8 protein-coding genes, 1 tRNA gene and 1 pseudogene are annotated in these 6,000 nt (G+C 70.7%); 6 read left to right on the forward strand and 4 right to left on the reverse strand.

The window, feature by feature from the left end; translation table 11 throughout:
• Window positions 1–596 precede the first annotated feature (596 nt).
• Complete coding sequence (locus ACFU5F_RS20075) at window positions 597–1,151, reverse strand: DUF2087 domain-containing protein (protein ID WP_383888850.1); 555 nt, start codon at window positions 1,149–1,151, stop codon at window positions 597–599.
• Between the two features lie 372 nt (window positions 1,152–1,523).
• Between ACFU5F_RS20075 and ACFU5F_RS20080 the strand changes: the two genes are divergently transcribed.
• The 4 genes from ACFU5F_RS20080 (at window position 1,524) to rdgB (ending at window position 3,770) form a co-directional block, all read left to right on the forward strand.
• Complete coding sequence (locus tag ACFU5F_RS20080; RefSeq protein WP_383888853.1) at window positions 1,524–1,757, forward strand: glucose PTS transporter subunit EIIB; 234 nt, start codon at window positions 1,524–1,526, stop codon at window positions 1,755–1,757.
• Between the two features lie 84 nt (window positions 1,758–1,841).
• Window positions 1,842–2,579 (forward strand): ribonuclease PH, encoded by a 738-nt coding sequence (rph, locus tag ACFU5F_RS20085; protein WP_383888856.1) that lies wholly within the window; start codon window positions 1,842–1,844, stop codon window positions 2,577–2,579.
• Window positions 2,580–2,735: 156 nt separating this feature from the next.
• Entirely contained in the window at window positions 2,736–3,134 is a 399-nt protein-coding gene (locus ACFU5F_RS20090; RefSeq protein ID WP_383888858.1) for a hypothetical protein, read from the forward strand.
• Window positions 3,135–3,167: 33 nt separating this feature from the next.
• The gene (gene rdgB / locus ACFU5F_RS20095; protein WP_383888861.1) at window positions 3,168–3,770 is read left to right on the forward strand and encodes an RdgB/HAM1 family non-canonical purine NTP pyrophosphatase; all 603 of its coding nucleotides are present in this window, start codon (window positions 3,168–3,170) and stop codon (window positions 3,768–3,770) included.
• Window positions 3,771–3,814: 44 nt separating this feature from the next.
• Here rdgB and ACFU5F_RS20100 read toward each other — a convergent pair.
• The 3 genes and pseudogenes from ACFU5F_RS20100 to bcp all read right to left on the reverse strand — a co-directional run bounded on the left by ACFU5F_RS20100 (window position 3,815) and on the right by bcp (window position 5,092).
• Window positions 3,815–3,897, reverse strand: a tRNA-Leu gene (locus ACFU5F_RS20100).
• 23 nt (window positions 3,898–3,920) lie between these two features.
• Window positions 3,921–4,481, reverse strand: a pseudogene (locus ACFU5F_RS20105) (HNH endonuclease).
• Window positions 4,482–4,624: 143 nt separating this feature from the next.
• The gene (gene bcp / locus ACFU5F_RS20110; RefSeq protein ID WP_383888863.1) at window positions 4,625–5,092 is read right to left on the reverse strand and encodes a thioredoxin-dependent thiol peroxidase; all 468 of its coding nucleotides are present in this window, start codon (window positions 5,090–5,092) and stop codon (window positions 4,625–4,627) included.
• Window positions 5,093–5,197: 105 nt separating this feature from the next.
• On the opposite strand from bcp, the gene ACFU5F_RS20115 reads away from it, so the two are divergent.
• The gene (locus ACFU5F_RS20115) at window positions 5,198–5,527 is read left to right on the forward strand and encodes a DUF3618 domain-containing protein (RefSeq protein ID WP_383888866.1); all 330 of its coding nucleotides are present in this window, start codon (window positions 5,198–5,200) and stop codon (window positions 5,525–5,527) included.
• A gap of 71 nt (window positions 5,528–5,598) precedes the next feature.
• Window positions 5,599–5,943 carry a co-chaperone GroES gene (locus ACFU5F_RS20120; protein ID WP_005486682.1) on the forward strand — a complete coding sequence of 115 codons (345 nt, stop codon included), beginning with the start codon at window positions 5,599–5,601 and terminating at the stop codon, window positions 5,941–5,943.
• Window positions 5,944–6,000 lie beyond the last annotated feature (57 nt).

Here is a 6,000-nt window from a genome sequence, read left to right on the forward strand (position 1 = left end):
CGCGGGGTGTCTCGATCGGCGTGGAAACCGCGAACCTGGTACCGCCGCAAGGGACTTCGAACTGCGCCGAGGTTCGGAGGGGGGCGGGAGGGAGGAGCGCTCGGCCCGAACGGTGTGCCCATGCCGGCGCGAGGAGTGCACCCGATCTGCCACGGCGGCCCGCGGATGGGGGCGCTCACGGACGAGCGGCGGCGACCGGCGACAGTCGGCGGAACGGCTCCCGGCCCCCGTGCGGTGTGGACGGACTCCGTCCGGGTGCCGAGCGTGCGCCGCCGCCGTGAGCGCGGCTCCGCGATGACGAGGTCGGTGTGGCGCGGGCCGTCCCGGTCGCGCGGATCAAGCCGTCCACCGACAGCGCTCGGCCCCGCTGTCGGTGCGGGTGACGCCCGTCGTCGTGTCGCCGGGAAGGCGTACGACGCCCCTCGCTCACCCGCAGGGCGCCGCTGCCCGGCATGGTCGCCGGGGGCGGATAGCCGCGTATCCGCAGAGGGGCGTCGACCGCCTTTCATCGCGTCGCGGAAGCGGGCGGTCGTGGTCGTACTCGAGGGTCCAGGCCCTGGTCATGCGGTCATGCGGTCATGCCGGTCGGCGTACGGTCAGACGCGCTCGTACCGGGTGCCCGACTCGTCGCGCCGCAGCAGCTCCTCGTCCACGAGCGCCCTGCGCAGGGTGACCCAGTCGTCGAACCACTGCCCGCAGATCGCGTTGACCTTGGCCTCCGAGTAGGTGACCCCGGCCTCGAAGGAATCGGCCACCACGGTGAGGACCCGGGTGCGGATCTCCGCCGTGCCGGGGATCGACGTCAGCCGCCCCTTGCGGAAGTAGGCCCCCGCGCCGTCACCGCCGCCCCGCCCGGAGATCCGTACCTCCGCCTGAACGGCGAGCCGGAAGGTGTCGTCGATCAGCCGGTAGGCGCGCGTGTCGGCGTCGTACGCGGCGATCCGGCCGTCGACGAGCTTCCGCAGGGCGACGGCGGCGGCCGCCGGGCGCAGCCCCGCCCGCTCCGCCACCTCGGCCATGGAGGTCGCGCCGAGCGCGAGGGCGGCGAAGGCGTCACGCCGGTCGGTCTGGGCGAGGGTGCCGATCAGATCACGGCAGGACGGCGGCGGATCCTCGGCACGGGACGGGTTGTCGGTGGGGGCCGTGGTCATGGTGAGTCAACTTCCGGGTGGAGGTGCGGCGTTGTACGGCGGCTGTGCACGCAGAGGACCGACTGTACGGCGTATGGTGATCACTGTACGGTGTACAGCAAGGGGTCGCGAGGGAACTCCCCGGCCGGGGCGGCGCATTCTCGCGTTCCCGTACTCCCGCGTTCCCGTACTCCCCATTCCCGTGCTCCCGGTTTCTCGTCCTCCCCATTTCCCGGGCGACGTCCCGGCCGCGAGACCCTCGCCGCCGCCCGGAGCCCGGATTGCGTTTGGCGACCGGATGCCCAGTGGTGTAGACCAGTCGCGGACGGTCCCGCAGACTGTCCGCGTACGGTTCCGCACCCCGTTCCGCAGGGGAAGACAGGGAGAGTGGCCATGGCCAGTAAGGCTGAGAAGATCGTCGCCGGACTCGGCGGCCTCGACAACATCGAAGAGGTCGAGGGCTGCATCACGCGCCTGCGCACCGAGGTCCGTGACCCCTCCCTCGTCGACGACGCCGCCCTCAAGGCCGCCGGCGCCCACGGCGTCGTCAGGATGGGCACCGCGATCCAGGTCGTCGTCGGCACGGACGCCGACCCCATCGCCGCGGAGATCGAGGACATGATGTGAGCCACGCGCGCTCACGGCAGGGGCCCCTTCTCCCGGACCGCCGGGGGAGGGGCCCCCTCCGTATGTGCCGATAGGCTCAGCGCCATGTCTCGAATCGACGGCCGCACCCCCGAACAGCTCCGCCCGGTCACCATCGAACGTGGGTGGAGCAAGCACGCCGAGGGCTCCGTCCTCGTCTCCTTCGGCGACACGAAGGTCTTCTGCACCGCCTCCGTCACCGAAGGCGTCCCCCGCTGGCGCAAGGGCAGCGGAGAGGGCTGGGTCACCGCCGAGTACTCCATGCTCCCCCGCGCCACCAACACCCGCGGCGACCGCGAGTCCGTACGCGGCCGGATCGGCGGCCGCACCCACGAGATCTCCCGCCTCATCGGCCGCTCCCTGCGCGCCGTCATCGACTACAAGGCGCTCGGCGAGAACACGATCGTCCTGGACTGCGACGTCCTCCAGGCCGACGGCGGCACCCGCACGGCGGCCATCACCGGCGCGTACGTCGCGCTGGCCGACGCCGTGTCCTGGGCCCAGGGCAAGAAGCTGATCAAGGCCAATCGCCAGCCCCTCACCGGCACCGTCTCGGCCGTCTCCGTCGGCATCGTGGGCGGCGTCCCCCTCCTCGACCTCCGCTACGAGGAAGACGTCAAGGCCGACACCGACATGAACGTCGTCTGCACCGGCGACGGCCGCTTCGTCGAGGTCCAGGGCACCGCCGAGGCCGAGCCGTTCGCCCGCGAGGAGCTCAACTCCCTGCTCGACCTGGCCGTTTCGGGCTGCACGGAGCTGGCACTCCTGCAGCGCAAGGCCCTTGATACGGTCCTCGAAAGGTAAAGGGCACCCCAAGAGCGCGGCCGCCGTCGGCAACCACGGCGGCCCCGTCCGCGTCCTTGCCCATACGGGCGTACGGCACATCACCGTGCGCCCGGCCACACGGCGCCAGCCGTACCCCGGGGCCGTCAGGCCTGCAACCAGTAGGAGGACCGTTCCATGGCCGCGAGCCGCCGACGCCGCATGACCACCATCGCCGGAGCCGTAGCTGCCGTCGCCCTGACAGCCGGGCTGACCACCGGCTGCGACGCCGTGAACAAGGCCCTGGACTGCGTCCAGACCGCCGACGCCATCGCCCGGAGCGTGGACGACCTCCAGCAGGCCGTGCAGAACGCGGCGGACGACCCCACACAGCTGGAGGAGTCCCTCGCCTCCATCGACAAGAGCCTCGACGACATCGGTGACAAGACCGACAACACCGACGTCAACAAGGCCGTCGACTCCCTGCAGAAGGCCGTCACCGACACTCGCACCGCCGTGGAGAACGGCGACACGACCCCCGACATCAGCGGCATCACGGACGCGGCGGGCGAGCTGACGAAGGTCTGCACCCCGTAACGGCCCCCTCGGCGGGTGGCGATACTGGTGGGCATGACCCGCCTGATCCTCGCCACCCGCAACGCCGGAAAGCTCACCGAGCTGAAGGCCATCCTCGCCGACGCGGGCCTCGCCCACGAACTCGTCGGCGCGGACGCCTACCCCGACATCCCCGACGTCCGGGAAACCGGCGTCACCTTCGCCGAGAACGCCCTGCTGAAGGCCCACGCCCTGGCCCGCGCCACCGGCTTCCCCGCCATCGCCGACGACTCCGGCCTCTGCGTCGACGTCCTGGGCGGCGCCCCCGGCATCTTCTCCGCCCGCTGGGCCGGCCGCCACGGCGACGACAAGGCCAACCTCGACCTCCTGCTCGCCCAGCTCGGCGACATCGCCGACGAGCACCGGGGCGCCCACTTCAACTGCGCCGCCGCCCTAGCCCTGCCGGACGGCACGGAACGGGTGGTCGAGGGACAGCTGAGGGGCACCCTCCGCCACACGCCGGTCGGCACCGGCGGCTTCGGCTACGACCCCATCCTCCAGCCGGACGGCGACACCCGGACCTGCGCGGAACTGACGGCGGAGGAGAAGAACGCGATCAGCCACCGGGGCAAGGCGTTCCGGGGGCTGATGCCGGTGCTGCGGGAACTGGTGGGCTGAGCAAAGAGAAGAGGGGCCGCTCAGCCGAGCGGCCTCTCTGCTTGTGCGGCCGATGGGAGTCGAACCCACATGGGCAAATGCCCCGAGGCACCTAAAACCTCTGCTTATACCATTCAGCAACGGCCGCCAGCTGTCAGCCATGGTAGCGGGCTAGCCCCGCTGCCGACGTCCGCCCCGGCACCGCGTGCTCGTGATCGCGTGGCAGTTGGGGCACACCAACCGCAGGTTCTCGCGCCGGTCGTCGCTCCAGTCCCCGTTGACGTGACCGACCTCCAGGGTCATGGGTCTTCCGAGCCACTCGGAGCCCGTCCCGCAGTCGGCGCACACCTCGGAGACGCCGACCTCACGCGGCGCGCGGCGTAGCAGGTGGGTCTTCGTCCGACGCCTGCCGTCGTGCTGGACCAGGATTTCGTCGGGGGCGCTTGGCGGCCGTGTCTGGCTTGCCTCGCTGGTGCCCTTGCCCCAGGAAGTGGTCCGTCGTCAGGTGTTCCTCGGCCATCCACCCACGTAGCAGTGCGCGTTGCCTGCCAGTGTCGGGTCGTTCCAGGGTGCGTAGAACCTCGGCGATAGAGGCGGACTCGGCAACAGAGAAGAGGTACCGCCGAGTCGAGCCCTTCGGATCCACCCCCAATCTCCCCGATGCCTCCGACAGCGTCCACGCCCCCGAGCTGCCTCCTCCAGCCGCTCCTTGGTGTAGATGCTTGCCCCCATCGATTTCCCTCCCCTCCGGCCATCCGTTCGTGGCTCGTACGGAGTGACGAAACGCTCATCGGACAGTTACGTCCGGAATGCGGAACGGCTCGTACCGGGGGTGTCGGACACGAGCCGTTCTCGGGTGGGTGGGCAGGTGGGCGTCAGATGCCCAGGTCCTTGATGATCTTTGCCACGTGGCCCGTCGCGCGGACGTTGTAGAGGGCGTGGGAGACCTTGCCCTCCTCGTCCACGACGATCGTGGAGCGGATGACGCCCATGTAGGTCTTGCCGTAGTTCTTCTTCTCGCCGTACGCCGCGTAGGCGTCGAGGACGGTCTTGTCGGGGTCGCCGAGAAGGGTGACCTTCAGGGACTCCTTCTCGCGGAACTTGGCGAGCTTCTCGGGCTTGTCGGGGGAGATGCCGAGGACGTCGTACCCGGCGTCCGCGAGGAGCTCCAGGTTGTCGGTGAAGTCGCAGGCCTGCTTGGTGCAGCCGGGGGTCAGGGCGGCCGGGTAGAAGTAGACGATGACCTTGCGGCCCTTGTGGTCGGACAGGGACACCTCGTTGCCGTCGGCGTCCGGGAGGGTGAAGGCGGGGGCCACGTCACCGGGCTGGAGTCGCTCGCTCATCGGTCCAGCGTAATGGCGGGCCCTGACGGTGCGGTGCCGGGTGGAGCTGACAGACTGTCCGCGACGAAGAGATTTCACCGACAACCGACAACGGGAGGCCGCGCGGTGGCGGAGACCTCGGACATCAGAACCCCGGCCGAGATCGAGGCGGACATCAAGCGCCGCCGCGACAACCTCGCCGAGACGCTCGACGAGATCGGCGTCCGCGTGCACCCCAGGACGATCGTGGGCGACGCCAGGGCCAAGGTGGTCTCGAACATCGACCACACCCTCGGCAAGGCGTACGTCTCGGTCAACCGTGTGGTCAGCGACGTCAGGGGCCAGTTCGTCGACGAGGACGGGGCACCCCGGGTCGAGCGCATCGTGCCCGTCGCCCTCGTGGTCGTCGGCGTCGTCGGCCTCCTCGCCCTCGGCACCCGGCGCCGCAGGGCCTGACGCGGACCGCCACGCCCGCCGGGGCGCGGGCGGGGGGCGAGGACAGTGCCGAAGGCAGGTAGGTTCGGGGCGTGAGCGAGAAGACCCAGCACGACGACAAGCTGCCCATCCGGATGCTGCACGACCGCGTGCTCGTGCGGCAGGACACCGCCGAGGGCGAGCGGCGTTCCGGCGGCGGCATCCTGATCCCCGCGACGGCGGCCGTGGGCCGACGCCTCGCCTGGGCCGAGGTCGTGGCGGTCGGCCAGAACGTCCGGACCGTCGAGCCCGGCGACCGTGTCCTCTACGACCCCGAGGACCGTGCCGAGGTCGAGGTGCGGGGCGTCGCCTACGTCCTGATGCGTGAGCGCGACCTGCACGCCGTGGCCGCGGACCGGTTCGAGGGGTCGGAGGACTCCACGGGCCTGTATCTCTGAGTGCCGCTGAAAGATCGTTGAATCGTTGCCTTCGAGGGCGTGGGGGGCTGGTGACCA

It is taken from the genome of Streptomyces sp. NPDC057438 (assembly GCF_042802995.1).
Taxonomy (GTDB): Bacteria; Actinomycetota; Actinomycetes; order Streptomycetales; family Streptomycetaceae; genus Streptomyces.

What these genes read in the sequence shown, in the direction of transcription:
- ACFU5F_RS20075 (WP_383888850.1), bottom strand. Translation starts at nt 1,151, where the DNA reads ATGACCACGGCCCCCACCGACAACCCGTCCCGTGCCGAGGATCCGCCG.
- ACFU5F_RS20080 (WP_383888853.1), top strand. Translation starts at nt 1,524, where the DNA reads ATGGCCAGTAAGGCTGAGAAGATCGTCGCCGGACTCGGCGGCCTCGAC.
- rph (WP_383888856.1), top strand. Translation starts at nt 1,842, where the DNA reads ATGTCTCGAATCGACGGCCGCACCCCCGAACAGCTCCGCCCGGTCACC.
- ACFU5F_RS20090 (WP_383888858.1), top strand. Translation starts at nt 2,736, where the DNA reads ATGGCCGCGAGCCGCCGACGCCGCATGACCACCATCGCCGGAGCCGTA.
- rdgB (WP_383888861.1), top strand. Translation starts at nt 3,168, where the DNA reads ATGACCCGCCTGATCCTCGCCACCCGCAACGCCGGAAAGCTCACCGAG.
- bcp (WP_383888863.1), bottom strand. Translation starts at nt 5,092, where the DNA reads ATGAGCGAGCGACTCCAGCCCGGTGACGTGGCCCCCGCCTTCACCCTC.